Here is a 25,229-nt window from a genome sequence, read left to right as displayed (position 1 = left end):
GACACAGCATTGAGCACACGTCAAGAGGAAGGGCGGCGCGGAGCGAGTGCGCGGGGGGAGCGTGCCTTGAGGGCTCCCCACCACAGACCGGTTCCGTAGGCAAGGTCATCCAAGCGGCGGCCGGCGGCTATGGCCGCGAGTCCGGGGCGCGCATCAGAGTCCCAGTGCTCAGAGACAGCAACGGCGGCATCAACGGCGAGTGCGGTGGCAACCGTCTTGCTGAAGCTGCGTGAAACCAGAGTTCCGGCCAGCGCCGCCGGCCACCAATGCCTGAGCACAAGTGCAGACTCCTGACGTACCGCCCACATGAGGCCGCGGATGGCGAGGCGGACCGCGATCGCGTTCCTCCCGGACGCCTCGGGCAAGGAGGTACGGATCGATCGAGTCGCGAACCCAAGCGTGACTACCGTGACGGGCCCCGCCCAACGATTGTGGAGCAGCAGAGTTGCGGCGGCGACGGCGTAGCTGGGGCTGAGCACAGCGGGTGCCAGTTTGTTGCCGTGGCGGGCAGCGAGGGTGGCCCCGCCCGTGCCGTAGACGAACTTGCGGCTCAGCCAGCCGCGCATGGTTGAGCGGGCATCGTGGTGGGCCTCGACGGTGGGGTCGTAGCGAACCCGATGGCCGGTCTCGATCAGTCGCCACACGAGGTCGACGTCTTCGCCTACGCGGAGGTCTGAGTCGAAGCCAGCGGCGATCGCATCGGTGCGTGCGACGAGGCAGGCGCTGGGGAGCCAGGCTACGGCTGCGCCTGGTCTGACATTGCCCGGTGTTGTTCCGAGGGTGAGTGAAGAAGCCATCGCGTCGTACTTCTCGAACCAGGCAGGGTCGTCGGATCTGGAGATGCCGGCGACCCGTGGTCCGACCAGGGCGACCTCGGGATCGGAGAAGTGCCGGACCAGCTTCAGCAGGTTGGTGGCTGTGACCTCCACGTCGGAGTCGACGAAGGCGACATACGGCGTGCTGACGGTGGCGAGCCCGGCGTTGCGTGCGCCGGCGGGTCCGAGGTTGACCGGCAAGGAGATGAGATCAGCGCCGTGGCGGCTGACGACCTGCGCGACCAGGTCGGGGTCGAGGGAGGCGTCGTCGACGACGACGCAGGGCAAGGGATGAAGGGCACTCAGAGCACGGTCGAGTTGCTCAGGACGGTCACGGACCGGGACAACCACCGTGATCTTGTCGGCTTCAGCGGTCGGGGCCGCCGAGAGATCCGGGATACCCACATTGTTGGCGAGGAGGCGTTCTGCGAGATGGGCACTCGCTTCGTCGGCGACGGTCACCGTGCCGTCCTCAAGCATTCTCCGAGCGCGCTCGCTCAAGCGGATCGCCGTCAGGGGCGAGCCTCCGACAAGCAGGCGTCCTCCGTCGGCGTACAGGAGTCCATCCGCGAGCCGGACCCGAAAGCCCTGCGGCAGGGTCATCCGGCGAATCCGCCGTCGGCGCGTACGACCGATCCGTTGAGTGCGGCTCCGGCGGGCGAGCAGCACAACGCGACCGTGGCGGCGATCTCCTCCGGTGTCAGGAGCCGGCGAATGCCCTGGTGCTCGGCGAGTTGGTGCGGGGTCGAGTCGTAGAGATCGGCAGTGGCCGCAAGCATCGGGGTATCGGTGGATCCCGGCGCGACGGCAATCGCAGCAATCCCGGTGCCGACCAGGTCGGCAGCTAATCCGCGGACGATGCCGATCACTGCATGCTTGCTGGCGACGTATCCGGTCAGGTTGTAGAGGCCCCGTTCGCCGGCGGCGGATGCGACGGCGACGAACCGGCAGCCCCCAGGGTCGGGCCCGGCCAGCATGGAAGGCAGTGCGGCGGCGGCGGTGTTCCACACACCTATGACGTTGATGTCGATCAGGGTCCGCAGGTGCTCCTCGGGCGTCTCCCACTGGGCGAGACCTCCGACGACAACTCCGGCAGCTGCGACGACGGCGTCGAGCCGCCCGAAGCGGTCGAGGGTTGCGTTCACCGCGGAGTGGAGGGCTTCGAGGTCACGGACGTCGGACTCGATGGGGAGTACCTGGTCGGGGAACTTGTGAGCGAGCTGGTGGAGGTCGTCGGGGGTTGCCATGGGGTAACCGACACCGGGGGCGACGTTGCCTCCGGTACAGGCGTCCAGGGCGGTGATGCCATACCCGAGTCCGCAGAGCTCGGCAACTGTGGCGGCACCGATGCCGCGGGCGGCACCGGTGACAAGCGCTACGCGTTCAAAGTCCACGTCGGGCAGTCTCCACCATCTGTCGGAACAGGGCGGCGCCAGCGGCGGCGGTCGCGCGTGTGGGGTCTCCGAGGACGCCATTCGGCGCGACCGCGCGCACGCCGTTCGCCCTCAGTGCGGGCAGAAGTTCGGTCACCGGCCGGGTGTTGCCAACCGCGGCCAGGGTAGGCCGGACGAGCCACGGTGCCAGGTGCAGCAGCAGGGATGTCTCGGTGTGACCGGCGTGTGCATCACATTGGACAGCACAGGGGATCCAGTCGACATGGTGTCCCTCTTGCTGGAGTTGCTCTGAGGCGGATCTGACGGCGTCGAGGTTGCCGCCGTGCCCGTTGATCACGAGTACGTGTCCGGCCCACAGGGACAGTGAACGCACCAGCTCGACAAGGACGATGTGCAGGGCCTCGGTTCCGATAGAGAGTACGCCGGGGAAGCCCTGGTGCTCTCCGCTGGCGCCGATCGACAGTGCGGGAGCGACGTACCCGTTGAGCAGCCCAGCCAGCTCGTGAGCGACCGCGGTCGCGATCAGGGTGTCAGTCTCCAACGGGAGGTGCGGGCCGTGCTGCTCGGTCGAGCCGACCGGCACGAGGACGAGGGGGCGCTCTGGCAGCTCGGTCCAGGTGACCTCGGCCAAGTCGCGCCCATGGCTGGACATGGTCAGACGCCGAGCTCGCGGTGGAACCCTGCCGGGATGACCAGGTCGTCGGGGCTGAGGTCATGGATCGAGGAGTGGCCCATGCCCAACAGCGCAGAGTCGACACCGCCACGCAACACGTCGAGGACGTTTTCGACCCCTGCTTGCCCGTTGGCGGCCAGACCCCAGAGGTACGCACGGCCGATCATCACCGCACGAGCGCCGAGAGCGACTGCTTTGGCGACGTCACTGCCGCGACGGATGCCGCCGTCCATGACGACCTCGATCTGGTCCCCGACCTTGGACGCGATGGGGGCCACCATGCGGATCGCGGCTGGAGTGCCATCGAGGTTGTTGCCGCCATGGTTGGACACCGAGATGGCAGTGACACCGGCATCGACCGCTCGAAGGGCGTCGTCGATGCGGCAGACGCCTTTGAGCATGAAAGGCATCCCACTGATCTGGGTCCAGTGCTCGCGCATCCAGGCCACGTCATCCCAGGTCGGCGGGGGTGTGGTCATCCATTCGTAGTACGCCGTGAAGAAGGTGGGTGCGGCGCCTCCGGGCGGAGCGAGGTTCGGGGCAGTCAGGTCGGGGAACCCACCGGAGCGGGCGAAGTCGCGGATCCAGCGTGGTTTGGTGGCGACCTTGGGTGCCATCCGGATCATGGTCTTGACGTCGACCTTCTCGGGGATCTCGGGGCTGCCCCAGTCGCGACCCATCGAGAATGACCAGTCCAGGGTGGCGATCAGGCCCTTGGCGCCCGCGGCCCGTGCACGTTCCATGCGCTGGATCATCACGTCGCGGTCACCGGTCCAGTACATCTGGAAGAACGTCGTCGCCCCTGTTGCGGTGACCTCTTCCACGGACTTGGACGCGAAGTTTGACAACCCCATGATCGTGCCCCGAGCGGCCGCGGCCCTTGCGACGGCGATCTCGCCGTCGGGGTGCACGGCTTGTACACCGGTGGGGGAGATGATCACCGGAAGCGAGATGTCCTGGCCCATCACCGATGTCGCCTGGGAGCGCTCGCCCTGCTGGCCGGCGACATGAGGAGCGAGGCCAAGCTCCATGAAGGCGGACTCGTTGTCCGCGATGCTCTGGCCGCGCTCGGACCCCGCGACCAACGCGCCGTACACCGGCTGGGGCAGCCGTTTGCGGGCACGCTCTTGCGCAACAGCAACCGACTCGAACCATGGGTTCTGCTTCCATGGGTTCTCGACCTTCACGAGCAGCACCCGCTGACGTGTTCGGGGTCGAATCCGGCGAGTGGGCTCTCGGCGCATGCGGAGACTGGTGGCCGGGTCAGCAGTTGCAGCATGACCGGTTGGTTGCGGGTAGGGCCTGCCTTGGAGTGGTCCTGGGAAGGTGCAGGAATCGTCCGGTTACCGGCGAGGGCCGTCTCGCCGTACCCCTGGACGCACTCGGGGTCGGGTCCGTCGAGGGGGAGGCCGGTGAAGAACTTGGCGGCCATGCACCCACCGCGGCAGGTGTCATAGAACGTGCACTTTGAGCAGGCTCCACCGGTTTGTGGTGCACGGAGCTCGCGGAAGAGTTCCGAGGTCTGCCAGACCTGCTGGAAGCCGCCGTCGGCAAGGAGATTGCCAGCCAGGAAGTTGTCATGGATCGCGAACGGGCAGGCGTAGACGTCCCCGATCGGGTCGATCAGACAGACCACTCGTCCTGCGCCACACAGGTTGAGCCCCGGCAGCGCCTCACCGAACGCAGAGAGGTGGAAGAACGAGTCCCCCGTCAGCACGTTCTCGCCATGGGTCATCAGCCAGTCGTAGAGCACCTTCTGCTGTTCGGGCAGAGGGTGGAGCTCGTCCCACACATCAGCGCCGCGACCGGACGGCCGCAGCCGGGTCAGCCGCAAGGTGGCGCCGAACCGGTCCGCCAGGGCCTTGAACTCGTCGAGCTGGCCGATGTTCTGCCGGGTGCAGACCACCGAGATCTTCGCGTCCCGGAACCCGGCGTCCTGGAGGTTCTGCAACGCGACGAGAGCCATGTCGAAAGATCCCGGCCCGCGCACGTAGTCGTTGACCTCGGCGGTCGCCCCGTCGAGGGAGATCTGGACGTCGACGTAGTCGGTGCTGGCCAGGAACCGGGCCCGTTCTGGTGTGATCCGGACCCCGTTGGTGGAGAACTTCACCCCGACCTGGTGATCCACGGCGTACTCGAGCAGATGCCAGAAGTCCGGCCTGATCGTCGGCTCCCCACCGCCGATGTTGACGTAGAAGACCTGCATCCGCTGGAGCTCGTCGATCACCGCCTCGCACTGTTCGGTGCTGAGCTCGCGCGGGTCACGGCGGCCGCTGCTCGAGAGGCAGTGCGCGCACTCCAGGTTGCAGGCGTAGGTGAGCTCCCAGGTCAGGCAGATGGGAGCGTCGAGACCGAGCTCGAACTGCGCCACCAGCGATCCGGTGGTCGGACGTTCCTGGACGGCGGTCATGCGGCTCCTTCGGCGGCCGCGCGCGGCCTGATCAGGTCGGTCGCGGCGAGCCCGCGCAGCGCTTCGGCGTACGCCGCGTGCTGGTGTGCCGGTACGCCGGCTGCGGCCAGGGCACTCCGCACGTCAGGCTGCGTGGCGAGGCCGCGAACGACCGCCACCAGCATGGGCCGCTTCAGGAAGGTGAGCTTGCGGTTGCCGAAATGGTAGGCCAGAGCGCCGAACCGCTCGGGCCGCAGGGCGACCGACGGCGACAGCGCCCAGGCCTCATCGAGCATCACGGTCGTCGCCGTCTCAGTAGACGCCGCACATGCCGTCGATGGAGACCTCTTCGATGAGGTCCTCTGCGAGGATCGGCTCGTCGTTGGAGGGGTGGACTTCGGGACTCGTGATGTGGGTCTGGCTCATGGCGCTTCCTTCCGTGCGGCGTGGTGGAGGTCACACAATAAATGCATCGGATGCCATAATGGAAGAGCTCGAGACGAAAGGTTTGTCGATGCCCTCAGCTGGCCGGCGTTCTGGGGCGGGGCGGCCCGAGGTGACCTCGCACGCCGAGATCGAGCAGGCGGCGTTCCGGCTCTTCGCCGAACAGGGTTTCGAGGCGACCACCGTCGAGGCGATCGCCGCTGAGATCGGGGTCAGTCGCCGCACCCTCTTTCGCTACTACTCCTCGAAGAACGACATCCCGTGGGGGCAGTTCGACCGGACCCTCGACGGGTTCCGCCAGATCCTCGCCGGCATGCCGACCGACCTTCCGCTGCACGAGGCGGTGCACCGCGGCGTGCTCGCGTTCAACGAGTTCCCCGAGGATTCCCAGCCTCCCCACCGCGACCGGATGCGGTTGATCCTCCGGACCCCGGCACTCCAGGCGCACTCGGTCCTGCGGTATGCCGAGTGGCGCGCCGTCATCGCGGACTACGTCGCCGACCGACGCGGACTCGAGGCGGACGACCTGATGCCGAGGACGGTCGGCCACGTGTCGCTGGCGCTGGCCCTGTCGGCGTACGAGCAATGGCTCGAGTCGCCGGACGCGTCGTTGCCGACGCTGCTCGAGGCGGCGATGGCATCGCTTGCGGAGCATCTCGCCACGTAAGCGCGATTCCGGTGAGGCGACCGGTCAGGCTGGGGGCGGATCAGCCGCCTCTGCCCCGCTGGCTTGCCTGACTCACGATGCGCGATCTGCGCGATCTGCGCGACGCTCGAGCACGGCCCGGAGCCGATCGTCGGCAGCCGGTCCGGGCAGGAATGCCGTGTGCTCGTCGTCCAGCGGCTTGCCGGTCGAGCGGTCCACCAGGACCGGATCCACGTCCTCCCCGGTCTCGGCGTCGACAAGACGGACGTTGACCTCCTCAGGGTGGTACTGCTGGTTGCCCCACGCATACAGGGCGGTCAGCACGGGGCGGAAGGCGTGCCCGGCTTCGGTGAGCACGTACTCGTCGCGCGGAGGGCGTTCGTTGTAACGGCGCCGTTCGAGGAGTCCGGCATCGACCAGGGCGCCGAGCCTCCGCGACAGGGAATCCGCCAGAGCGTGGAGAAGATGGTGGCCGACGTGGCGGCCTACGTTCCGGGCTACCGGCTCAAGCAGGCCGTGCAGATCATCGCCATCCCGGACGACCAGCCGGTCGAGACGTTGCTCGCCGACGGCTCGCAGGGCCGCCCGACGCACCAGGTTTCGGTGTTCCTCGAGGTCGAGGGCGCCGCGCACTACCTTCCGGCCTACGCCGGGAACCTCGACATCATGACCTCAGCCGGCCTCCAGGTCGCCGAGCGGATCGCGGCCCGCAGGGCCAATGCCCAGGAAGCCAGCGCATGAGCACCGAGATCTTCGTCCAGGACGTCACCCTCCGCGACGGCATGCACGCCGTCCGGCACCGGATCTCCACCGACGACGTCCAGCGCGTCGTCACCGCGCTCGACGACGCCGGCGTCGACGCGATCGAGGTCGCCCACGGTGACGGACTCGCGGGTGGCTCCGTCAACTACGGACCCGGTTCCCACACCGACTGGGAGTGGATCGAGGCCGCCGCCTCGGTGCTGAAGAAGGCGCGGCTGACCACGTTGCTGCTGCCCGGCGTCGGCACCATCCACGAGCTGAAGACTGCCTACGCGCTCGGCGTCCGCTCGGTCCGCGTGGCCACCCACTGCACCGAGGCGGACATCTCGGCCCAGCACATCGCCGCCGCCCGCGAGCTCGGAATGGACGTTTCCGGATTCCTGATGCTCTCCCACATGGCGCCGCCGGAGGAGCTTGCCAGGCAGGCACAGCTGATGGAGTCGTACGGCGCGCACTGCGTCTACGTCACCGACTCGGGCGGTCGGCTGACCATGAACGACGTCGCCGCCCGGGTCCGCGCCTACCGCGACGTCCTCGATGCCGAGACCGAGATCGGTATCCACGCCCACGAGAACCTCTCCTTGTCGGTCGCCAACTCGGTGGTGGCAGTCGAGAACGGCGTACGTCGGGTGGACGCGTCGCTGGCCGGTCATGGCGCCGGTGCCGGCAACTGCCCGCTCGAGGCATTCATCGCCGTCGCCGACATCACCGGTCTGAAGCACGGCTGCGACCTGTTCAAGCTTCAGGACGCCGCCGACGACATCGTTCGTCCGCTTCAGGACCGGCCGGTCCGAGTGGACCGGGAGACCCTCACCCTCGGGTACGCCGGGGTGCGCTGCCGCGACGCTGACTTTTTCGACGGTCTGCACCGGTCCCTTCTCGCCGAAGATCCCGAATCGCTCGCGGATTAAGGACAGCCACCCAGCTCCAAGACATCGGTCGCGGCGGGATGGCGTCAACCACCAGGCCACTTACCGGGCCGGTCTGGATATGGCGGTCCACGATTACGCAACCAGACGGAGTACCGCCTCCGAGGTGAACAGGCCGATCTCGTCGAGAGTGTATTGGTCATCGGGGCGATACCAGCCCCACACTGCAACAACCAGGGCGAGCGCCAGACGTGCGGAAAGGTCGGCGTCGCGGGCAGGGAAGTCGCCGCTCTCGACCCCGCGCCGGATGAGGCTTGCCCATCCCTGCTCGATGGCGCGCACGAGCGCTCTCGAGTGGCGGCGCTCGCGCTCCTCGCTCTCCAAGAGCCGCGGTGCGCTGAGTAGGTCAAGGTGGTTGCACAGGATCCGCCGCGGCTGGGCGTCCCGCGGAACGCCTAGGTACGCGGCCCGCACCGCGACGCGCAGCGCCTCATTTGGGTTCTCCAGCGGCCCCGTGGCGCGCTGGAACCGCTCCAGGAATCGCGTGAGCTCCGTCCTCATGATGGTGAGCAGGCAGTGCGCCTTCGACTCGTAGTAGTAATACAGGGTGGCCTCGCCGATGCCGACGTCTCCGGCGATCGCTGCCCACTTCGTGTGCTCGAACCCGTCGCTGGCGAAGCGATCGATCGCAGCAGCCACGATCGCCGACCGCTTGGAGCGGACGCTGTCGGTGCGAGTCGCGATCGATGGATTCATGGGCGCTCCTTACGGCATTTGAAGGTCGGCACGGCTGCGTTTGACGCCGACGACCACAGAGATTGAAGTACGGCACGCCGCGGCTCGTCGTGGTGCCGCTGTGGCTGAGGGTTCCTCCGTCGGCGTGGGCTCTACTTCGCCTTGATGGACCTGGAGGAGAGGCTGCTGGATCTGGGTAACGGCTCAAGCTCGCCCTATTCCACGCCTCAGGCTGTTCAGCCCCGCCGCGCGGCGATCGTGGTCGCCTACAACCGCACGCACCTGGCACAGGCGGTCGTTGGTCCGGTGGTGGTCTCGTCATCGTCCGCGTCAGCAGAGGCTGTGAACGTAACGACTCACTGCGACACGATCACCAGGGGCTGGTCCCGCCGTCCACGTTGATGAGCCCGCCGGTCATCCCCGCCCCGGCATCGCTTGCGAGCAAAGTGGCGACGGCGGCAACTTCGTCGACGGTATTCAGCTTGCCGGTCATGGCCTGGCCAGCGTACTGAGCGAGAAACTGTTCATAGCTGATCCCTGCGGCCTCTGCTGCCTGGCGGCCGGCGACGGCCATGCTGTCGGTCTCCACCGCTCCGGGGCAGATCGCGTTCGCGGTGACGCCCTGGGCGCCGTACTCAACGGCCACGGCCTTCACGAACCCGTTCAATGCGTGCTTGCTGGTGATGTAGTGGCCGATCGCAGGCTGGCTGGCGCGCTTGCCCTCGACCGACGAGATGCAGATGACCCGTCCCCAGCCGCGTTCGAGCATGCCGGGCAGGGCGCGACGTGTCGCCCAGAACGCGGAGTTCAGCGTCCAGTCGATCGCCCGGTTCCATGCAGTGTCCGACAGTTCGTGGATGAGCGCGAAGCCGTCGCATCCGCCTGTGTTGTTCACGAGGATGTCGACCGCCCCGAAGTGCTTGACCGACTCATCGACCAGGTTCTCGACCTGGTCCTGCTCCAACGCATCGCTGACCACGAAGTGCGCGCGATCACCGGCGTCCAGCTCCTTGAGCGCCAGGGCTCCCTTTTCGCGGGATCGTCCGCTCAGCACCACGGACGCGCCCTCGGCGAGGAAGTCCTCCGCGATCGCCCTGCCGATGCTGCGCGTGCTCCCCGTGATGACCGCTACCTTGCCGTCCAGCTTCTTGCTCATGGTGTGCCTCTCGTTGTTGGGTGCCTTGGGCTGACCCGGACCCGACCGTCCGGGCCAGCCCCGGACCGGGGACTACTCCTGGTACGAGTCGTTGCCGACCATCGGCATCAGACCGATGCAGGCCCGGCGCACGACGTACCACTGCCCGTCGCGCTTCTCGTACTCGTCCTCGTTCAGGCACGAGGTGGTGACCTGAGCTCCGGACTTGAGGTGCCCGTCCTGGAAGAGGTAGCTCGTCCCGCGGGCCCGGGTGGGACTTTCGAGGTCGATGACGAAGTTCCCGAACAGATGCATCTGGTCGTTCATCACTTCCTGGTTGTGCACGAAGAAGTCGCGGATCGCATCGACGCCCTTGTACTCCTCCATCCCGACCGGAGTCGCATCGAAGACCGAGTCGACAGCGAAGATCTGCATGACCTCTTCCATGTCGAAGCGGTCGAGCCCGCGTGCGTAGACGGCGGACAGGCGCCGGATCTCTTCCAGGTCGCTCAACTGCTCTGCTGTGTAGGACATATCACTCCTCTTGACGGCTTCTTGTTGGATCAGGGGACTACTGCTCAAGCGACCACAGGGCGGCGAACTGTGCTTCATAGCCCTCCGGGCCGGCCCACTCACCCGGCGGCGACGGGACCGTGTCCTGGGTGAAGATCGGGACGGGAAGGAGCGTGTGCTCGTCCTGGTCGATCTCCATCCCCTGATCGAGGCGAAGCATCGCGTCCACCGCCACCCAGGACGCATAGCGTTGCGGATTGGGGACGCCTGCTGCGATCTCGCCGGAGGCGACCAAGGCGCTCTGTGACGGGCTGAGTGTCGCGGTCAGTACCTTGACCTTGTCGCGGAGCCCTGCTCCTTCGAGAGCGCTGTCGAGTCCTGAGTAGAGGTCGCCGAAGGAGAGGTACACGTACTCCACGTCCGGGTTCGACTGCAGCGTGGAGACGACCAGCTGCGGGATCCCGCCACCGGTCAGATCTGCGACGGAGGCGTCGATGGGCACCAGAGTGCAGTCCGCGCACGTCGCCAGCTGGGCCGACACCGCCTCTCCGGCGGCCTTCAGGATCGGGAAGTCGGGGATGTTGACGAACGCGACCTTCCCCGTGCCGCCGGAGTCAGCGATCACCCAGTCGGCGAGGGCGCCGACCTGTTCCTCCACGTAGGCGGTGCCGCCGACGTTCGCATAGATGCCGTTGTCCTCGCCGCCGGGTTCGTCGGTGCTGTACTCGTCGATGACCGGAATGCCCGCGCTCCGCGCGGCGTCGAGCCCGTCGCCGTACACGTCGGCCGATGCGCCCGAGGCGACGATGAAGTCAGCGTTCTGACTCACGGCCTGCTTCATCGCCGATGCGTACGCCTGCGGGTCGGCACTGTCGACGGGAAGGGTTACGAGCGTCCAGCCCAGAGTGTCGGTGGCATCCTCAAATCCCTCGGTCTGCGCCTGGATGACCTCGATGTTCGGGGCAATCCAATAGACCGTCCTCGATGCGGCAGGTGCCTCGCCCAGGGGTTCCGTGATCCCGATCGTCGTGGGAAGCGTCTCGTTGTCACTGAGTCGCTTCGCGGCGTCACTTGCCACCTGGGCAGCGGTGCCGACGGCACCACCGTCGGCGCCGGGTTCTATCGCGTTGGAGCAACCGGCCATTGCGGCCAGGGTTACGAGCCCAGCGAACGTTGCCCGAGTCCTGGTCAGTGCGATGTGCATGTGTGCTCCTTGATGTGACGTGCATCTCATGGCTCGCTGAGTCAAGCGGTAAACCAAACTCAGGTCAAGTAATTCTCATGATAAATATTGCGCTCGTCCGAGACAGAGATCTGGACAGGGCAGAATCCTCATGATGATCTATAATCCTCATGAGGATGACGATTCGGCACGCAGAGTCCGAGAGGCGAGGCATGGCAGCGCAACCCCCGCGGAGACCGGGCGGGACCACGATGGCGGCGTACCAGCTTCTCGGCTGGGGAGAAGGCGTCGAACGCGTCGAGGTCCCGGTTCAAATGCCGCGCGGGCGCGAGGTCCTCGTCGAGGTGCACGCGGTCGGCTTGTGCCACTCGGACCTCTTCGTGATGGGTTGCGAGGAGGGCGTGCTGCCGTACGACCTGCCGTTGACGTTGGGTCATGAGGTGGCCGGCCGCGTCCTCGCAGTCGGGGAGGACGCCGACGGCACGCTCGTCGGAGAGGCTGGCGTGGTGCACGGTGTGTGGTCGTGCGGCGAGTGCCACAATTGCCTGCGCGGCCTCGACAACTACTGTGTCGCTCTCGAGGGTCGTGTCGGCTGCGGCCTCGGGCACGACGGCGGTCTTGCGCACTACGTGCTCCTGCCCGACGGCCGCCACTTCGTTCCCGCCCAGGACGTGCCACCGACATCGCTCGCCCCCCTCGCCGACGCCGGCTTGACGGCCTACCACGCGATCCGCCAACACGGCGACGCACTCGTCGCAGACTCTGTGGCACTCGTGATCGGGGTCGGCGGGCTAGGCCACTTGGCCGTTCAGATCCTGCGCGCCACGACGTCGAGCCGCGTGGTCGCGGTGGACGCGCGTCCCGAGGCCTGCGCTCTCGCAGCGACGCTCGGCGCCCACCACACCGCCACGTCGGTCGGGGAAGCGCTTGCGCAGCTCGCGGCAGGCACCGGAGTGACCGGGGTGGATGTCGTCCTCGACTTCGTTGGCTCCGACGTCACCATGCGGCTCGGCGCCGACGCGCTCACGCCCGGCGGCCGGCTCGTGGTGGTCGGCGGCGCGCGGGGGAGCATCGCCGTCGGCAAGGGAATGACCCTCCCATTGGGCTGGCAAGTCAGCGCGCCGTTCTGGGGGTCGCGCGACGACCTGGTCGCTGTGGTCGAGCTTGCCGAGAAGGGCCTGCTGAACCCGGTCGTCGAGGTGGTGCCGTTCGGCGCCGTGCCGGAGGCCTATACGCGGCTTCGCGACGGTGGTATCACCGGGCGGCTCGTCGCAGTTCGCGACGCGGCACTTGTCCAGGTCGAGGAACTGCGGAAGGAAGATGGATCATGACGGGCTCGGCTGCTCAGGATCGGAGCGTGTCCTCGGAGTTTCCGCACCTGTTCTCGCCGATCACCGTAGGTCGCCATGTGCTGCCCAACCGGCTCGTCGCAACCGCGGCCGGGACCTCGATCGTCCACCGGGGCGTCTCTCTCGAGGAGGACCACGCCCACTACGCGCGGATCGCACGCGGCGGCGTCGGACTGATCGTCACGGGGGCGATGATGGCCGACCCCGGTGGCACGGCGCGCGCCCGGTACCTCGTCGAGTCGTACAACGAGGACGCCCTTCCCTCGCTTGCGAAACGGGCCGACGCTGTGCACGCCGAAGGAGTCAAGATCTTCGGCCAGCTCTGTCACCTCGGCCGCGAGCTCCTCGGGTCCGAGCCGGTGACCTGGCCGGTCGGCCCCTCGTCGGTGCTGTCTCCGCGCGACGTGTTCGTCCCCCGCGAGCTCGAGACGGACGACATCGCCCGGATCGTGAAGTCGTTCGCGAAGTCCGCCCGCAACCTCGAGATCACCGGGTACGACGGAGTCGAGCTGCACGGAGCGCACGGCTACCTCATTGCCCAGTTCATGTCTCGGTCGGCGAACCGGCGTACCGATGCATACGGCGGTGACCTGCGGAACCGATTCAGGTTCCTGAAGGAGCTCATCGCCGCGATCCGGGAGAGCTGCTCGGACGACTTCACGCTCGGCGTGCGGATGTCCGCCGAGGAGGAGATCCCGGACGGCATCGACACCGACGAGGCGTGCCGGTTCGCCGAGCTGCTCGCGGAGACTGGGGCCGTCGACTACGTCAGCGTGACCCACGGAGTCCGAGGTGCCTACGTCAAGGACGGCACCCACCCGGACAAGGTCGCGGCGCCGTCGGCGGCAAAGGTCAAGACAGCCAGCGGACTGACCACGCTGGTCGCCCAGCGGATCCGCGATCCGCACACGGCCGAGGACGTGCTGCGTGCCGGGAACGCCGACTTGGTCGGCATGGCCCGCGGCCTCCTGGCGGACCCCGACCTGCCGAGGAAGGCGCTCGCGGGTCGGGTGGCGGAGATCCGAACCTGCCTGGGAATCAACCAGGACTGCCGTTCCTTCGACGAGCACCTGCATTGCGCTGTCAACGCGGAGATCGGCCGAAGCAGTGAGGTATTCACCACGGCCGAGCACCCAGGCACCGTGTACGTCGTGGGCGGTGGTCCGGCGGGACTGGAGGCCGCTCGGGTGGCGGCCCAGCGAGGTCACTCCGTGGTGCTCTTCGAGCGCGACCGCGTCCTCGGCGGCCAGTTGAACGCTGCGGCGTCGGCTCCTCACCGCGGCACTCTCATCGACGCGGTCGACTACCTCAGCCGCGAGCTTAAGCGGTTGCGGGTCGACGTGAACCTTGGTGCCGAGATCCACCTGGACGACCTCGTCGAGGTCGCGGGAGAGGCGGACAGCATCATCGTGGCGACCGGCTCCTCGCCGATCCTCGCCCCTGCCGACTTCAAGAGCGCGGTCACGGTCGAGTCGGTGCTCGACCGCTCGACGCCGATCGCCGAGGGCAGCAATGCTGTCGTCTTCGACGAGGGCGAAGGCTTCTGGCCCGCGTTCAACGCGGTCGAGAAGCTCGCCCTCGCCGGCGCGCACGTCTCGTTCGTCACCGCGGCCGCCGGCATCGGCGTACGGATCCCGCACGAGAGCCTGGGCCCACTACTTCGCCGGCTCGACGCCGCCGGCGTGGATCTCTATCCCGGGTACCGGGTCCAGGGACACAACGACGAACACGTCCGCATCGTCGCGACGGTCGGTGGCCGGACGAGCGAGCTGCCGGCCGACGTGGTCGTGTGGAACGCGGGACGCCGAAGCGTCGACGAGCTCTACCGCGTCGGCCGACACCAGGTTGACACCGAGATGTACGTCGTAGGCGACGCGGTGTCCCCGCGGCGTCTCGGCCACGCGATCCTGGAGGGCTACCGTGCCGGCGCCGTCGTGTAGATGAGTAGGTCCAAGTGGCGTGGCTGGTGTGCCGCGGTAGCTCTAGACGACGACGCGGAGCACCGCCTGGGACGTCAGGATGGCGATCTTGTCGAGCTCGTACTTGCCGCCCGGTCGGTACCAGCGCCACACGCCGACCATCAGCGCAAGCACCATCCGCGCGGACATTTGCGGATCACGTTCGGGGAAGGCCCCGCTCTGCACTCCGCGAGCGATGAGGTCGGTCCAGGCCTCCTCGATCTCGCGGACGAGTGCGCGCGCCTTCTGACGCTGCTCCTCCTCCTTCTGCGACGGCCTGGGAGTGCCGAGCAGGTCGACGTGGTTCTGCAGGATTCGTCGTTGCAGGGCGTCCCGCGCACTGCCCTCGTAGGCTGTGAGGACCGCCAGGCGCAGCGCCTCGGCGGGGTCCTCCTCGGTGCTGGTGGTGCGCTGAAACCGCTCGAGCGACTGCGTGAGCTCGGTGCGCATGATGGTCAGAAGGCAGTGCGCCTTCGACTCGAAGTAGTGGTAGAGAGCGGTCTGTCCGATCCCGACGTCGTCGGCGATCGCAGCCCACTTCGTGTGCTCGTAGCCGTCCCTGCCGAAGCGGTCGATTGCGGCGGCCACGATCGCGGGCCGTTTGGACCGGGCGCTCTCGGTGCGTGGAGCGATGGACGGCTGCATGGCTCTCCTTCCAGTTTCCCGGTCGCGCAGGTCAGCCGCGCAACCGCTTCGCTCCGAGAGGGGCGGTTGCCATGAGCCTACCGGAGCCAAGTCGGATTCACTTCGGTTATTTATCATGAGAAATCCTTGACCGGAGCACTTCCCAGGGTGTTGGCTAGCGATGCTTGCCGACGGTGACGCCAGTCACAGACTCCACGGGGACGTGCCCGTCGGCCGGACATCTGACCCGATCCCGAACGAGGAATCTCATGAGAAACAATCCGATCATTCGCCGGACCTGCGGCGCTGCCGCCGTCCTGGCGTTCGTCTTCGGTGCCGTCGCCTGCGGCGGCTCCGACGATCCGGGCGCGGCGAGCAAGGACGACCCCGCCGCCATCGAGGCCGCGGACGCGGCTGCGACCAGGCTGGAGGACTACCTGGTCGACTCCGGCGCGATCAATGTCTCTGAGCCCCTGCCGGCCAAGCCGGCAACGGGGAAGTCCGTGCACTTCCTGGTCCTCAACCTGCCGACGACCCAGGTCGCCCAGGAGGGGATGAAAGCCGCGGCAGAGGCCGTCGGGTGGGAGCTCACCACTGTCCTGCTCGACCCGACCGACGCCCAGGCTTTCTCGGCCGGCGTCGAGCAGGCGATCTCCGCGAAGGCCGACTACATCGTGGGCGCCGCGCTCTCGCTCGCGACTGCCGGTGAGGCTGTGGAGAAGGCCAAGGAAGCGGGCATCCCGGTCATGGTGAGCTACGGGACGGATCCAGCCGAAGGCGCCGATGGCAACGGGATCTACGTCTCGGCGGCTGGGCCCGAGTGGGTAGACCAGATCTACCCAGCAGCGCTCGACTGGGCGATTGCCAACTCCGGTGGTACGGCGAACATCCTCTACGTCACGCTGCCGGACATCCCGATCATGAAGGCCACCTCCGACGCGAACACCGCGCACATCGAGGAGGCCTGCTCGACCTGTCAGTATGAGGAGCTCGATCTGAGCGTGGCCGACATGGGCAACGGGTCGATCCCGTCGCAGGTGGTCTCGGCGCTCCAGTCCGACCCGACCATCGACCACATCTTCTTCGGGTTCACCGACCTCGGCACCGGCGTCTACGAGGCGCTCCAAGCCGCGGGCCTGGCCGAGAACGTGAGACTGATGACAGCCAGTGCCGGCCCGGTCGACCTCGCCAACATCGCCAAGGGCGAAGGGATGGACGCCGGCACGCTGAACGCGCAGTACTACGTGTACTGGATGGTCATGGACGCGATGCTGCGTCTCGACGCCGGTGAGGACATCGACCCGGCGACGTACGCCTTCGCTCCACTGGCCGTGGCGGACAAGACCAACGTGCCGTCGGTCTTCCCGGACGACTCCGAATGGCTCGGGCCGAAGGACTTCGAGGACCAGTTCAAGGCGCTCTGGCAGGTCGGGTGAGCGTCTCGTCCTCGAACGGGTGCGGCTGGCTGGCTCATCGCCAGCCGCACCTGGCGACGGGATTCGCAGACAGATCGAGAGCAGGAGGTGGTGGACGGTGATGACGCAGCCACTGTCTGGTCGACGAGCCATCGTCACCGGAGGAGCCGGAGGCCTGGGCCGGGCATTCGCACGGTCGCTGGCGGCTGCTGGCGCCCGCGTGGCGACCATCGACGTCACCCATGTCGCCGACCACGACGATGGGCAACTGCGTGGCTTCCGGGCCGATCTCACCACGCAGGAGGACGTTGTCGACGTGTTCGACCGCGCTACCGCGTGGCTCGGAGGCCTCGACCTCCTGGTCAACAACGCGGGCATCGCGGAGCGCTCGACGCCTCTCGACGGCGTCGACGGGACGGCTGAGCTGTTCGGGCGCATGCTCGAGGCGAACCTTCTGAGTGCTGTTCTCTGCGTCCGCGCCGCCGCTCAGCACCTGCTCGCACAGGGCGGTGACATCGTCAACGTGGTCACCGACCACGTGCACACCTGCTGGTGGCCGGTGCCGGTGGATCACACCGAGGCTCCGGAATGCCCCTGGGCGGAGCAACCCCGGCGGCCCGGGTCGGTCGGAATGGATATCTACGACGCGTCCAAATGGGCACTGTGGGGGATCACCCGCACCTGGGCGATGACGCTCCGTCCGCACGGCGTACGGGTGAACGCCTTGTCCATGGGCGCCACCGACTCGCCGATGCAACGTGCACATATCGGCCTCGGGCCCGACGACGAGCTGTCCGCCGACCTTGCCGCGGCGTGGCTCGACCCGGCAGCGGTCGGTCGGATCCTGGTGGAGCTGCTCGCCGAGGGGGCACGCGGGCGGTCCGGCGACAGCGTCGCCGTGTGGCCCCACCACCCGGTGATGCTCCGCGCCCCCGCCCGCGAGCTGGATTTGCCCTGGGGCTGGGACCCCACCACCGACCTGCGTGGCCGACGGCCAGCGACAACCTGAAGGACTGTGATGAACCGACTCGAGGGCAAGGTTGCCCTGATAACCGGGGCTGCGCGCGGCATGGGACGCAGTCACGCGATCCGGCTCGCCGAGGAAGGCGCCGCGATCGTCGCACTCGACATCTGTCGCGACATCGACAACGCCAGCACCGGGCTGGCGTCCCAGGCGGACCTCGCCGAGACAGCCCTGCTCGTCGAGAAGGCGGGCGGTTCGGTCGTGGCGCTCGAGGCAGACGTCCGGGACCTGGAGGCGCTCCAACGAGCAGCGTCGACTGCGGTCGATCACTTCGGGACTCTCGACATCGTCTGTGCGAACGCAGCCATCGCCTCCTTCGGGCCGTCGTGGGAGCTGAGCGAAGACGCCTGGCGTGACGTCATGGACGTCAACCTCACGGGTAGCTGGCACACCGCGAAAGCCTGTCTGCCTGCCATGATCGAGCTCGGCCGCGGCGGCTCGATCGTGTTCGTCAACTCGGTCAACGGACTCAAGTCCGGGCCCGGCATCTCCCACTACGCAGCGTCGAAGCACGGCGTCGTCGGACTGATGAAGAGCCTCGCCTCCGAGGCCGGACGGTTCGGCATCCGGGTCAACTCGGTGCACCCGACCATGGTCGGCACCGCGATGACGATGAACGAGGCTGCGTTCCGCCGCTACCTGCCCGAGGTGGACGAGCCGACGCTCGCGGACATGCAGCGGCTGATGGAGGGGCGGCACGCGCTCGACGTCCCCATGATCGAGGCCGTGGACGTCAGCAACGCGGTGCTTTGGCTGGCCTCCGACGAGGCGCGCTACGTCACGGGTGTGACCCTGCCCGTCGATGCCGGAATGCTGGTCCGCTGATGTGCGCGGCAGTGGCTCCCTCGGACCCGAACGTCGTGAACAGCCTTTCCGCGGTCCGTCTCTCCCGAGTGTCGAAGACGTTCGAGACCGCGACTGTGCTCCGTGATCTCGACCTCGAGATCCGCCGCGGTGAGATCCATGCGCTGATGGGCCAGAACGGCTCCGGCAAGTCGACCACGGTGAAGATCCTTTCCGGGTTCTTCGAGCCCGATCCCGGCGCGAGCGCGGAGGTCGACGGTCAGCCCTTCGAGCTCGGTTCGAGTGACGCCGCGAGGACGGCGGGGCTCCGGTTCGTCCACCAGAACCTCGGTCTGGTCGACGACATGTCGGTGACGGAAAACTTCATGGTGGGGTCCACCCGCGGTGTGGGACGCCTCCGCCCTGGACAGGAGCGCGCGCGGGTGGCGGCGGCGCTCGCGGCGATCGGTTTCGAGCGAGTGTCACCTGAGGCGAAGGTCGCTGATCTGACGGCGCCGGAGCGTACGGCGGTCGCGATCGCCCGCGCGCTCGACGACATGTCCCACGTCCCGCTCCTCGTCCTCGACGAGCCGACATCGTCGTTGCCGCGCGACGACGCACGCACCCTCTTCGACGCGATGCGCCGCATCGCCGATCGGGGAACGGCGATCCTCTACATCTCCCACCACCTCGACGAGGTGCTCCAGATCGCCGACCGCGTCTCGGTCCTCCGTGACGGAGAGCTCGTCGGCCAGGAGCCGATCGAAGCCCTCGACCATGACCGCCTGGTGGAGCTGATGCTCGGGCGCCGGCTCACCCGCGAGCTCGTCGAGCACGACATGACCTCCGAGCCGCTGGGAGAGGTCCTCCTCACCGTCCGTGCCCTGTCCGGCGACGTCGTGGACGGCGTCGACCTGCAGGTGAGCGCGGGGGAAGTGCTCGGCGTCGCGGGTCTGGTCGGCTCGGGAAGCGACGAGATGGCCGGACTGCTGTCGGGTCGGGCGCGTCGGGGTGGCGTGGTCAGCCTGCAGGGACGCACCATCCCGGCGGCAAATCCGGCCGCGGCGACCCGATCCGGACTCTGCACCGTGCCGGTCGATCGAGCGGGGCACGCGGTCATCACTGACGGGACCGTTCGGGAGAACCTCACCTTGAGCCGGTTGCGTGACTTCTGGCGCCACGGTCGCTTCGACTACCGGGCGGAGCGCCGCCATGTCGCCACCTGGGTTGACCAGCTCGACGTTCGCCCGACCGACCCCGAGCGCCGGATGATCGAGCTCTCCGGGGGCAACCAGCAGAAGGTGATCGTTGGCCGGTGGCTCCGCGTAGAGCCGACCGTGCTCGTCCTGGAGGAGCCGACCCAGGGCGTGGACATCGGCTCCAAGGCCGACCTCCACGGGTGGATCGAACGCAGCGCTGCGGCCGGCACCGCCGTGATCCTCTGTTCCTCCGACACCACCGAGCTGGCGCGGCTGTCCACCCGGGTCGTGGTCATGAGGCACGGCAAGGTCGCCCGAACCCTGGTCGGCGACGCGATCACGCCCGAAGCGATCGAGCACCACCAGCTGATGACCAACGGGGGCCACGAGGCCGCCGTACGCCCCGACATCGACGAGCCGAAGGAAGCATCGTGACCGACAACCCGAGCTTGGCGCGGACGCTGACGCGCCTGCGCCCACCAAGCCTCCAGCGCGCCAGCGCGCTCTACTTGTTCGCCTTCGTGATCGTGCTCTTCGGGGTCTGGATCCCCGACACCTTCCTGACCTCAGTCACCTTCCGGCTGGTCGCCGCCGACCAGGTCGTCATCGCGATCCTGGCGATCGCGATCCTCGTCCCGCTCGTCGTCGGCGCGTTCGACCTGTCGGTGGGCGCGATGCTCGCGTTCTCGCTGGTCGTGCTGACCTGGCTGGAGGCCAACACCGAGCTCGACGCCGTGGTCTCCTCACTGATCGCCATCGCGGCGTGCGGTCTGGTCGGATTCCTCTCCGGACTGCTGGTGGTCCGCTTCAAGGTCAACTCGTTCATCGCCACCTTGGGCATGAGCCAGATCCTCGGGGCGACTTCGCTGTGGATCTCGGAGAACCGGCAGATCGCCGGCGTGTTCTCTGAGGAGTTCTTGAGCTACGGGCGCCGAGACGTCGCCGGTGTCCCGATCGTGTTCGTCTACCTCATCGGGATCACTCTCGTGGTCTGGTACGTGCTCCAGGCGACGCCGTTGGGACGGAACATGTTCGCCACCGGATCCAACTCGGAGGCGGCGCGACTCTCTGGGGTCAAGACGGACAGGCTCGTCTGGGGATCACTGGTCGTCTCCGCCCTGATCGCCGGACTCGGCGGGATCGTCTACGGCATGAAGATCGGGTCCTACTCCAACTCCTTCGGTCCGCCGCTGCTGTTCCCGGCGTTCGCCGCTGTGTTCTTCGGAGCGACGCAGTTCACCCGGAGGCCCAATGTGTGGGGCACCCTCGTCGCCGTCTACGTCTTGGCGTTCGGAGTGAAGGGGCTCCAGCTCGCGTTCACCAGCGGCGTCTACTGGATCACGCCGATGTTCAACGGTGTCGCGCTTCTCGCGGCGGTCACGCTGGCCAGCCGTTCCGGCCTCATCAAGCTGCGTCGCACCCAGCGCCGCGGGGCGGACCCGACGCCCGCCGCGACCGATGGTGAGCCGACCGGTCGACACCGCACCTCCGAGGACATCACACCGACGACCGACGAGGTGCTCCGTTGACCCAGGACCACGACACGTTGGAGAGTCCCATGGCCGAGAGGGCGTCCTGGAACAGGCAGGTGCCGCTTCAGGGCAACGGCAATTTCCGCGACATCGGCGGATACGCGACCACCGACGGCCGAGCGGTGCGCACGGGCGTGGTGTTCCGGTCGGGGTCGCTGGACGAGCTGTCCAAGGACGACGTACCGGTGCTGCAGTCGCTCGGCGTGTGTGCGATTGCCGACCTGCGACGTGAGCCCGAGCGGGCCGAGGTCACGCCGTCGTGGTTCGCGGCGTCCGGGATCGCTGTCACCCGGCTGCCGATCGGGACGCGGGTGGCTCACCTGAAGTCGATCGCGACCCGGATGCTCGCCGGCGAGATCACCGACTTCGACGCCGACGACATGATCGACATCTACACCACGTTGCTCACCCACTACCCGGCCGAGTTCGGTGAGGTGGTCCGCGTGATCGCGCGCGCCGACGGGGCGACCGTCGTCCACTGCACGGCTGGCAAGGACCGCACGGGTGTCGCGATCGCGTTGCTGTTGTCCTTCCTCGGCGTCGATGACGAGACGGTCGCCGATGACTACGCCCTCTCGCAACAGAACTATTCGTTGCCGCTCCTGGCCGAGCTGGAGGTGCGGTTCGCAGAGCTGGACGCCGATCTCGAGCGGGTCCGCTCGTTCTTCGAGGCGCAGCCGGGCGTGATGCTCGGTCTGCTCGGAGACCTGCGGGCGCGCTTCGGCAGTGCCGCCGACTACCTTGCCGGGCCGGCCGGGGTCCCGCGGGACGACCTCGAGCGGGTGCGGGCGCGGCTGCTCGAGCACCACGACGACGTACAGCCGGACGGCGGCGAGCCGGCATGACGCGCAAGCTCCTGTTCGAGGACCTCGCCTTCGGTGAGAGTCCCCGCTGGCACGATGGTCGGCTTTACCTCTCCGACGTGTTCGCCAAGCGCGTGGTCTCCGTCGGTCTCAACGGCAGCAGCGAAGTGGTCGTCGACCTGGACGACCATCCGTCGGGCCTCGGCTGGCTTCCGGACGGACGGATGCTGGTGGTGTCGATGCTGGAGCAGAAGCTGCTCCGGCTGGAGGACGACAAGCTCGTCGAGCACGCAGACCTCAGCGAGCTGTGTCCCGGGGCGTGCAACGACATGGTCGTCGACGGCCACGGACGCGCGTACGTCGGCAACGCCGGCTACCCGTACCGCTACCGGGGTCAGCCCGTGGAGGTGCGCCGTGCGACCTCACTCGTCCTGGTGCATCCGGACGGGCGGGCCGCCGTACAGCCGGGCACGCTGATGTTCCCGAACGGTGCGGTCGTCTCGTCCGACGGCGACACGCTCGTCGTGGCGCAGAGCCATGGAGCCCGGCTGACCGCCTACGACATCGACGACGACGGCACTCTCCGCAACGAGCGGGTCTTCGCGGCACTACCGAGCAGCTTCGACCATCCAGACGGGATCTGCATGGATGCAGAGGGCGGGGTCTGGATGGCGCAGCCGGAGCCGCAGGCCTGCGTGCGCGTGGTCGACGGGGGACAGGTCACGCACGTGATCGACACCGCTCCGTGGGAGTGCATCGCCTGCATGCTCGGCGGCGAGGACGGCCGGACTCTGTTCCTGGTGCTCTCGCCCTCACGACACGACGGCGTCAACGCCGAGTTCACCCTGGGAGGTCAGCCGGCGCAGTCCCGGGTCGGCCGCGTCGAGCTCCAGCGGGTCGACATCCCGGGCGCCGGTTGGCCGTGAACAGCCAACGACAGGAAGGAAGACCGATGACGGAGACCCTGGAACAACCGACAGCCGTCGGCGCCGAGGTAGCGGACGGCGATGGCGCGGTGCGTGAAATGACCGAACGCGTGACTCAGTTCCTCGCTGCCCGGGGAGCGCTCGAGGGCGATGCCCGGGTGCGCGGCGTGCGGCGGCTGATCGGCGGCTACAGCCGCGAGATGTGGTACTTCGAGGTCGCTCGCAGGCATTCCACCGAGTCGTTCGTGTTGCGCATGGACCCGCCCGAGCTGACCACGATGCTGGTCACCGATCGGCTCCGGGAATGGGGGTTCCTGACCGCTCTGCACTCCGAGGGGACTGTGCGCGTCCCGGGCCCACGGTGGATCGACGAGCGTGGCGAGGAGTTCGGCAGACCGGCGATCATCATGGACCGGGTCCCCGGACGCAACACCTTGGAGCTCTGGCGGGACGTCTCCGACGAGGACCGCGACCTGGACGCGTGGGAAGCGCGCGCCGTCGGGCTCGCGAAGCTGCTCGCCTCCTACACGTGCGTGGGGCTGGACAGGCTGCCGCTCTCGGTCGAGCGGCCGACCTCGTGGTCGGAATACATGGCGGGCTGCGAGCAACGCTGGCGAGCCATCGAGGCGGCGTACCCCGAACCGGTGCCGTTGCTGCGTTACATCGCCGGCTGGCTCGAGGCCAACCGTCCAGAGCCCGTGCCGCTCTCCCTGGTCCACGGAGACATGCAGCCGAACAACGTGCTCATCGACGCCGAGGAGATCTTCTACGCGGTGGACTGGGAGATGACACATGTCGGCGATCCGCGCGAGGACCTGGGCTGGTGGCTGTTCACCGAGCTCTCCAACCCCGCACCATTCGTCAGCCTGTTCCTCGACCGAGTCTGCGAGACCTATCGAACCGAGACGGGGCTCACCGACAGCCAGCTGAACCCAGACGTCCTCAAGTACTTCACGGTCGCCGCCTCGCTGGGTTGCTTCGAGGACATCATGGAGCAGCTGACCGCGTTCGCGCAGGCGCGCACCCAGGCCACCAACGTCGGGTACGTCGCCGTCGCCCTGCCGTTCATGTACAGCTCATGGATGAGCACGATCAGGGAGCTCATGTCGGGAACCGGCCAGGAGGTTGGGCGATGATCACCAACCCGTCCACGTCCCAGCTCGTGCGGTCAGTGTCGACCGAGCTGCGGGCGAAGGTCCTGCCCGAGCTCACCGACCCTGCACTGCTCGTCGAGGTCGAGATGATGCTGTCGATGCTCGACATGGCCGCCGTGCGGGCCGATCACGAGATCGCCTGGATGATGCAAGAGGCCGACGGCATCGACACGGCGCTCTCGGAGGCCGCGGTCGAGGGCGAGCTGCCCGCGCCTGTCCGTGACGCGCTCCACGCCCTGCAGCTTTCCCGGCCCGCCGACCTGACGTATCCCGAGGTGCAGCGGCACTACGGCCTAGCCAGCGAGGCGCTGGCTCGTGCGGCAGACCAGGCGCACGCCGGCGACGAACGGCTCCGGTCCTTGGCCTGGTCGCTCCTCGAGGGACGTGTGGACCACGAGCTCGCCACCATCGGCGCCTACGTCGCCGTCGGACGATCGGAGAACCAGACCTGATGACCACGGCCACGCACGACGGTGCAGCGGGCACCGATCGCGAGCAGATCGAGGAGACTCTCTACCGCTACGCATCGACGATCGACACCGGCGACCATGAAAGCCTGCGCGCCCTGCTGGCCGACGACGCCCGCGCCAAGTACGGCGCCCGCGGCTGGATGGAGGGCGCGGACGAGGTCGTGAGCTTCATCCGCGACAAGAGCGAAGAGGTCGGGTGGCAGCACCACCTGCTGAGCATCTACCACGTCGACATCGACGGTGACGAGGCCACGGCGCTTACCTACCACACGTCATACCAGATCACCCGGAACCGCCCGGACGAGGCGGCGATGATCGTCGCCCGCTACCACGACCGGCTCGTGCGGGGGTACGGGCGGTGGCTGATCCGGGAGAAGCGCATGGAGATCGGCTGGCGTGAGACTCGGTCCGGAACGTCCTTCCTGTGACGACCG

Annotated in this window: 28 protein-coding genes; 15 read left to right on the top strand and 13 right to left on the bottom strand. The window is 67.8% G+C overall.

Going from position 1 to position 25,229, the window contains the following annotated elements:
* Window positions 1–20: 20 nt before the first annotated feature.
* Genes mftF through mftA form a run of 7 tightly spaced genes read right to left on the bottom strand, consistent with a single transcriptional unit; the run spans window position 21 to window position 5,697 of the window.
* Complete coding sequence (mftF, locus tag SHK19_RS15725; RefSeq protein ID WP_322936802.1) at window positions 21–1,418, bottom strand: mycofactocin biosynthesis glycosyltransferase MftF; 1,398 nt, start codon at window positions 1,416–1,418, stop codon at window positions 21–23.
* Window positions 1,415–2,209 carry a mycofactocin-coupled SDR family oxidoreductase gene (locus SHK19_RS15720; RefSeq protein ID WP_322936801.1) on the bottom strand — a complete coding sequence of 265 codons (795 nt, stop codon included), beginning with the start codon at window positions 2,207–2,209 and terminating at the stop codon, window positions 1,415–1,417. Before SHK19_RS15720 ends, mftF begins: the two co-directional genes overlap by 4 nt.
* Window positions 2,199–2,840: a mycofactocin biosynthesis peptidyl-dipeptidase MftE gene (gene mftE, locus SHK19_RS15715; protein WP_322936800.1), complete on the bottom strand. Its 642-nt coding sequence runs from the start codon at window positions 2,838–2,840 to the stop codon at window positions 2,199–2,201. The genes SHK19_RS15720 and mftE overlap by 11 nt, the downstream gene beginning before the upstream one ends.
* Before the next feature lie 23 nt (window positions 2,841–2,863).
* Window positions 2,864–4,078, bottom strand: a complete 1,215-nt coding sequence (gene mftD / locus SHK19_RS15710; protein WP_322936799.1) for a pre-mycofactocin synthase MftD — start codon at window positions 4,076–4,078, stop codon at window positions 2,864–2,866.
* Window positions 4,066–5,292, bottom strand: coding sequence for a mycofactocin radical SAM maturase (gene mftC / locus SHK19_RS15705; protein ID WP_322936798.1), 1,227 nt, complete (start codon window positions 5,290–5,292; stop codon window positions 4,066–4,068). The genes mftD and mftC overlap by 13 nt, the downstream gene beginning before the upstream one ends.
* Window positions 5,289–5,567, bottom strand: a complete 279-nt coding sequence (gene mftB, locus SHK19_RS15700; protein ID WP_322938702.1) for a mycofactocin biosynthesis chaperone MftB — start codon at window positions 5,565–5,567, stop codon at window positions 5,289–5,291. Before mftB ends, mftC begins: the two co-directional genes overlap by 4 nt.
* Window positions 5,568–5,583: 16 nt before the next feature.
* A complete protein-coding gene (gene mftA / locus SHK19_RS15695; protein WP_322455926.1) occupies window positions 5,584–5,697 on the bottom strand; it encodes a mycofactocin precursor MftA in 114 nt (37 codons plus the stop codon).
* A gap of 130 nt (window positions 5,698–5,827) precedes the next feature.
* On the opposite strand from mftA, the gene mftR reads away from it, so the two are divergent.
* A complete protein-coding gene (mftR, locus tag SHK19_RS15690) occupies window positions 5,828–6,382 on the top strand; it encodes a mycofactocin system transcriptional regulator (protein ID WP_405030433.1) in 555 nt (184 codons plus the stop codon).
* Window positions 6,383–6,454: 72 nt separating this feature from the next.
* Here the strand turns inward: mftR and SHK19_RS15685 are convergent, their stop codons facing one another.
* On the bottom strand, window positions 6,455–6,781 hold the full coding sequence (locus SHK19_RS15685) for a winged helix-turn-helix transcriptional regulator (protein WP_449867069.1): 327 nt from the start codon (window positions 6,779–6,781) through the stop codon (window positions 6,455–6,457).
* Here SHK19_RS15685 and SHK19_RS15680 point away from each other — a divergent pair.
* The gene (locus SHK19_RS15680) at window positions 6,698–7,102 is read left to right on the top strand and encodes a hypothetical protein (RefSeq protein WP_322936796.1); all 405 of its coding nucleotides are present in this window, start codon (window positions 6,698–6,700) and stop codon (window positions 7,100–7,102) included. The genes SHK19_RS15685 and SHK19_RS15680 overlap by 84 nt on opposite strands.
* Window positions 7,099–8,034 carry a 4-hydroxy-2-oxovalerate aldolase gene (dmpG, locus tag SHK19_RS15675; protein WP_322936795.1) on the top strand — a complete coding sequence of 312 codons (936 nt, stop codon included), beginning with the start codon at window positions 7,099–7,101 and terminating at the stop codon, window positions 8,032–8,034. The genes SHK19_RS15680 and dmpG overlap by 4 nt, the downstream gene beginning before the upstream one ends.
* 93 nt (window positions 8,035–8,127) lie before the next feature.
* On the opposite strand, the gene SHK19_RS15670 is transcribed toward dmpG, so the two are convergent.
* From SHK19_RS15670 to SHK19_RS15655, 4 genes are all read right to left on the bottom strand, one after another.
* The gene (locus SHK19_RS15670) at window positions 8,128–8,748 is read right to left on the bottom strand and encodes a TetR/AcrR family transcriptional regulator (RefSeq protein WP_322936794.1); all 621 of its coding nucleotides are present in this window, start codon (window positions 8,746–8,748) and stop codon (window positions 8,128–8,130) included.
* 349 nt (window positions 8,749–9,097) lie between these two features.
* The gene (locus SHK19_RS15665; RefSeq protein WP_322455922.1) at window positions 9,098–9,883 is read right to left on the bottom strand and encodes an SDR family NAD(P)-dependent oxidoreductase; all 786 of its coding nucleotides are present in this window, start codon (window positions 9,881–9,883) and stop codon (window positions 9,098–9,100) included.
* Between the two features lie 72 nt (window positions 9,884–9,955).
* Window positions 9,956–10,396 carry a nuclear transport factor 2 family protein gene (locus SHK19_RS15660; RefSeq protein WP_322936793.1) on the bottom strand — a complete coding sequence of 147 codons (441 nt, stop codon included), beginning with the start codon at window positions 10,394–10,396 and terminating at the stop codon, window positions 9,956–9,958.
* Between the two features lie 37 nt (window positions 10,397–10,433).
* Window positions 10,434–11,519, bottom strand: coding sequence for a sugar ABC transporter substrate-binding protein (locus SHK19_RS15655; RefSeq protein ID WP_322455920.1), 1,086 nt, complete (start codon window positions 11,517–11,519; stop codon window positions 10,434–10,436).
* A gap of 251 nt (window positions 11,520–11,770) precedes the next feature.
* Between SHK19_RS15655 and SHK19_RS15650 the strand changes: the two genes are divergently transcribed.
* Entirely contained in the window at window positions 11,771–12,889 is a 1,119-nt protein-coding gene (locus SHK19_RS15650; protein ID WP_322936792.1) for an NAD(P)-dependent alcohol dehydrogenase, read from the top strand.
* Window positions 12,890–12,915: 26 nt separating this feature from the next.
* Window positions 12,916–14,847 (top strand): oxidoreductase, encoded by a 1,932-nt coding sequence (locus tag SHK19_RS15645; protein ID WP_322936790.1) that lies wholly within the window; start codon window positions 12,916–12,918, stop codon window positions 14,845–14,847.
* Between the two features lie 42 nt (window positions 14,848–14,889).
* Here the strand turns inward: SHK19_RS15645 and SHK19_RS15640 are convergent, their stop codons facing one another.
* Window positions 14,890–15,510: a TetR/AcrR family transcriptional regulator gene (locus tag SHK19_RS15640; protein ID WP_322455917.1), complete on the bottom strand. Its 621-nt coding sequence runs from the start codon at window positions 15,508–15,510 to the stop codon at window positions 14,890–14,892.
* A 248-nt stretch (window positions 15,511–15,758) separates the two neighbouring features.
* On the opposite strand from SHK19_RS15640, the gene SHK19_RS15635 reads away from it, so the two are divergent.
* The 10 genes from SHK19_RS15635 (at window position 15,759) to SHK19_RS15590 (ending at window position 25,223) form a co-directional block, all read left to right on the top strand.
* Window positions 15,759–16,925, top strand: coding sequence for a sugar ABC transporter substrate-binding protein (locus tag SHK19_RS15635; RefSeq protein WP_322455916.1), 1,167 nt, complete (start codon window positions 15,759–15,761; stop codon window positions 16,923–16,925).
* 100 nt (window positions 16,926–17,025) lie between these two features.
* The gene (locus tag SHK19_RS15630; RefSeq protein ID WP_322936789.1) at window positions 17,026–17,913 is read left to right on the top strand and encodes an SDR family NAD(P)-dependent oxidoreductase; all 888 of its coding nucleotides are present in this window, start codon (window positions 17,026–17,028) and stop codon (window positions 17,911–17,913) included.
* Window positions 17,914–17,922: 9 nt separating this feature from the next.
* Window positions 17,923–18,753, top strand: coding sequence for a mycofactocin-coupled SDR family oxidoreductase (locus SHK19_RS15625; protein WP_322455914.1), 831 nt, complete (start codon window positions 17,923–17,925; stop codon window positions 18,751–18,753).
* Window positions 18,754–18,788: 35 nt separating this feature from the next.
* Entirely contained in the window at window positions 18,789–20,345 is a 1,557-nt protein-coding gene (locus SHK19_RS15620) for a sugar ABC transporter ATP-binding protein (RefSeq protein ID WP_322455913.1), read from the top strand.
* Window positions 20,342–21,439: an ABC transporter permease gene (locus SHK19_RS15615; protein ID WP_322455912.1), complete on the top strand. Its 1,098-nt coding sequence runs from the start codon at window positions 20,342–20,344 to the stop codon at window positions 21,437–21,439. The genes SHK19_RS15620 and SHK19_RS15615 overlap by 4 nt, the downstream gene beginning before the upstream one ends.
* A gap of 29 nt (window positions 21,440–21,468) precedes the next feature.
* Entirely contained in the window at window positions 21,469–22,287 is an 819-nt protein-coding gene (locus SHK19_RS15610) for a tyrosine-protein phosphatase (RefSeq protein ID WP_322936788.1), read from the top strand.
* Window positions 22,284–23,171 (top strand): SMP-30/gluconolactonase/LRE family protein, encoded by an 888-nt coding sequence (locus tag SHK19_RS15605; protein ID WP_322455910.1) that lies wholly within the window; start codon window positions 22,284–22,286, stop codon window positions 23,169–23,171. The genes SHK19_RS15610 and SHK19_RS15605 overlap by 4 nt, the downstream gene beginning before the upstream one ends.
* Before the next feature lie 26 nt (window positions 23,172–23,197).
* Window positions 23,198–24,307, top strand: coding sequence for a phosphotransferase family protein (locus SHK19_RS15600; RefSeq protein WP_322936787.1), 1,110 nt, complete (start codon window positions 23,198–23,200; stop codon window positions 24,305–24,307).
* On the top strand, window positions 24,304–24,777 hold the full coding sequence (locus SHK19_RS15595) for a hypothetical protein (RefSeq protein ID WP_322455908.1): 474 nt from the start codon (window positions 24,304–24,306) through the stop codon (window positions 24,775–24,777). Before SHK19_RS15600 ends, SHK19_RS15595 begins: the two co-directional genes overlap by 4 nt.
* The gene (locus tag SHK19_RS15590) at window positions 24,777–25,223 is read left to right on the top strand and encodes a nuclear transport factor 2 family protein (protein WP_322455907.1); all 447 of its coding nucleotides are present in this window, start codon (window positions 24,777–24,779) and stop codon (window positions 25,221–25,223) included. Before SHK19_RS15595 ends, SHK19_RS15590 begins: the two co-directional genes overlap by 1 nt.
* Window positions 25,224–25,229: the final 6 nt, after the last annotated feature.

Source organism: Nocardioides bizhenqiangii, from assembly GCF_034661235.1.
In the GTDB taxonomy this organism is placed as follows: Bacteria; Actinomycetota; Actinomycetes; order Propionibacteriales; family Nocardioidaceae; genus Nocardioides; species Nocardioides bizhenqiangii.
This window is presented reverse-complemented; position numbering and strand designations above follow the sequence as displayed.

Bases quoted from the DNA above. Each gene is read 5' to 3' on its own strand.
- SHK19_RS15610 (WP_322936788.1), top strand. From the start codon at position 21,469: ATGGCCGAGAGGGCGTCCTGGAACAGGCAGGTGCCGCTTCAGGGCAAC.
- SHK19_RS15635 (WP_322455916.1), top strand. From the start codon at position 15,759: ATGAGAAACAATCCGATCATTCGCCGGACCTGCGGCGCTGCCGCCGTC.
- dmpG (WP_322936795.1), top strand. From the start codon at position 7,099: ATGAGCACCGAGATCTTCGTCCAGGACGTCACCCTCCGCGACGGCATG.
- SHK19_RS15625 (WP_322455914.1), top strand. From the start codon at position 17,923: ATGAACCGACTCGAGGGCAAGGTTGCCCTGATAACCGGGGCTGCGCGC.
- SHK19_RS15665 (WP_322455922.1), bottom strand. From the start codon at position 9,883: ATGAGCAAGAAGCTGGACGGCAAGGTAGCGGTCATCACGGGGAGCACG.
- mftA (WP_322455926.1), bottom strand. From the start codon at position 5,697: ATGAGCCAGACCCACATCACGAGTCCCGAAGTCCACCCCTCCAACGAC.
- SHK19_RS15630 (WP_322936789.1), top strand. From the start codon at position 17,026: ATGACGCAGCCACTGTCTGGTCGACGAGCCATCGTCACCGGAGGAGCC.
- SHK19_RS15595 (WP_322455908.1), top strand. From the start codon at position 24,304: ATGATCACCAACCCGTCCACGTCCCAGCTCGTGCGGTCAGTGTCGACC.
- SHK19_RS15650 (WP_322936792.1), top strand. From the start codon at position 11,771: ATGGCAGCGCAACCCCCGCGGAGACCGGGCGGGACCACGATGGCGGCG.
- SHK19_RS15670 (WP_322936794.1), bottom strand. From the start codon at position 8,748: ATGAATCCATCGATCGCGACTCGCACCGACAGCGTCCGCTCCAAGCGG.
- mftB (WP_322938702.1), bottom strand. From the start codon at position 5,567: ATGCTCGATGAGGCCTGGGCGCTGTCGCCGTCGGTCGCCCTGCGGCCC.
- SHK19_RS15660 (WP_322936793.1), bottom strand. From the start codon at position 10,396: ATGTCCTACACAGCAGAGCAGTTGAGCGACCTGGAAGAGATCCGGCGC.
- SHK19_RS15590 (WP_322455907.1), top strand. From the start codon at position 24,777: ATGACCACGGCCACGCACGACGGTGCAGCGGGCACCGATCGCGAGCAG.
- SHK19_RS15640 (WP_322455917.1), bottom strand. From the start codon at position 15,510: ATGCAGCCGTCCATCGCTCCACGCACCGAGAGCGCCCGGTCCAAACGG.
- SHK19_RS15605 (WP_322455910.1), top strand. From the start codon at position 22,284: ATGACGCGCAAGCTCCTGTTCGAGGACCTCGCCTTCGGTGAGAGTCCC.
- mftF (WP_322936802.1), bottom strand. From the start codon at position 1,418: ATGACCCTGCCGCAGGGCTTTCGGGTCCGGCTCGCGGATGGACTCCTG.
- mftC (WP_322936798.1), bottom strand. From the start codon at position 5,292: ATGACCGCCGTCCAGGAACGTCCGACCACCGGATCGCTGGTGGCGCAG.
- SHK19_RS15655 (WP_322455920.1), bottom strand. From the start codon at position 11,519: ATGGCCGGTTGCTCCAACGCGATAGAACCCGGCGCCGACGGTGGTGCC.
- SHK19_RS15600 (WP_322936787.1), top strand. From the start codon at position 23,198: ATGACGGAGACCCTGGAACAACCGACAGCCGTCGGCGCCGAGGTAGCG.